The organism is Irregularibacter muris (genome assembly GCF_024622505.1).
Classification (GTDB): Bacteria; Bacillota; Clostridia; order Eubacteriales; family Garciellaceae; genus Irregularibacter; species Irregularibacter muris.
This window is the reverse complement of record NZ_JANKAS010000032.1, coordinates 1-1,729: the sequence shown is the minus strand read 5'-3', so window position 1 is coordinate 1,729 and position 1,729 is coordinate 1. Positions and strand designations below refer to the sequence as shown.

At 36.4% G+C, this 1,729-nt stretch carries 1 protein-coding gene; it reads left to right on the top strand.

Going from position 1 to position 1,729, the window contains the following annotated elements; genetic code table 11:
* Nucleotides 1-327: 327 nt before the first annotated feature.
* Nucleotides 328-1,614: an IS110 family RNA-guided transposase gene (locus NSA47_RS15270; RefSeq protein ID WP_257533557.1), complete on the top strand. Its 1,287-nt coding sequence runs from the start codon at nucleotides 328-330 to the stop codon at nucleotides 1,612-1,614.
* The last annotated feature ends 115 nt before the right edge of the window (nucleotides 1,615-1,729 follow it).

Sequence of the window (1,729 nt, the reverse complement as noted above, 5' to 3'; positions counted from 1 at the left end):
CTCCTCGTATAATAAGTTTGTAGCTAATAATCGTAGCTATAAACTTATTTATTTTTATTAAGAATACCCTAATGCTAAAATAACCTTATAGGACATTAGCGAAGGTTTGAGCTTTTTCTCCTTGCAAAGCATATGCTATTGCTAATGAAAGCTTGCTCCCTGACTTAAGTATCAAATGCTGCTTACTCAGATGTTGCATCACCACCAGTAGCCCCCAGCAAGGTATTTCTGTTGGTTGAATGCTTATTATGCGAGGTTTCAGTCAGTACTTTTGATTAGGATATTCTTTCTCTAATTTCCTCATCTCTATCGAAAGGTGGTGATTTTATGAAAAAATCAGAGTATTTATCTTCTTTGTTTGTGGGCATTGATGTTTCTGCCCGTGAAAACGTTGTTTGTGCTTTGAATTTTGAACAGGACAAGCTTCTTCAGTTTGCTGTCCCTAATTCTCAGACTGGTGCCGATGAAATTGCTGATAAACTTTCTGTTTTGTTATCTAACAGTAATTTCACTCGTGTTATTATTGCTCTTGAATCCACTTCTTTTTATGGAATTCATATTGCCAACTTTCTTTCTTCTTGCACCCTTCTGCTTCCTTATAATACATATGTGTATTGTCTTAATCCTAAGATGGTTGCCAATTACAAGAAGTCTTTTATTGGCATGGGCAAGAAAGATCCCATTGATGCTTTTGTCATTGCTGATTTTGCTAGAGTTGGTAGAATCTCTTGTGAACCTTGGCGGGGTTCTCAGTTTCTGGCTCTTCAGCGTTTGACTAGACATCGTCTGCATTTAGTTGAGTGTCTGGCTAGAGAAAAAACTTACATGCTCTCTAATGTTTTTCTTAAGTTTAGCGAGTTTGCTATCCTTACGAACAAAGATCATCCTTTTTCTAATAAATATGGTGCTACCGCATCTGCTGTTTTAACTGATTTTCTTTCTAATGAAGAAATCGCTGAAACCTCCATTGAAGATCTTATTGATTTTGTTTGTGAGAAAGGGAAAAATCGTTTCTCTAACCCACAAGAGGTAGCTTCCATCTTACAAGCCGCTGCTAGAAACTCCTATCGTTTGGACAAGTGCCTTTATGAACCTTTAACTATTGCCATTGCCTCTTCTTTTAATTGCTTAAAAGCTTTTAAGAACGAAATTAAATCCATTGATAAAGCTATTATAAAAACCGTTCATGGGCTTAATCCATCCGAATACCTTTGCTTAAAATCCATTCCTGGTATCGGTCCGGTTTTTGCCGCTGGGATTCTCTCAGAGATTGGTAGTATCCAAGCATTCCCTAATCATTCAGCTCTAGCTAAATATGCCGGTATCGTATGGACTGAAAATCAGTCCGGAGACTTTCAAGCTGATGACACCAAAATGAGTAAAGCTGGTAATAAATATCTTCGTTATTATCTGATCGAAGCGACTAGTAGTGTTATTCATCATATTCCTGAGTATACTGCCTTCTATCAAAAGAAGTTTAATGAAGTTAAAACTCATCAGCACAAACGAGCACTCGCGCTTACATCACGGAAATTTATCCGTTTGGTTTTTGGATTGCTGGCTAAAAACCAACTTTTTGTTCCTCAAGGAGTAGAGTATACTCCTAATTCATAGCTTTCTTCTACCTTGATTTTTTGCTTTTTATCTCAAGGTTTATTTGTTATGCCCTTTTTTATTCATTCACTATATTACTTTCAAATTTAGTTGTTGACATATTACCAGATTGCTT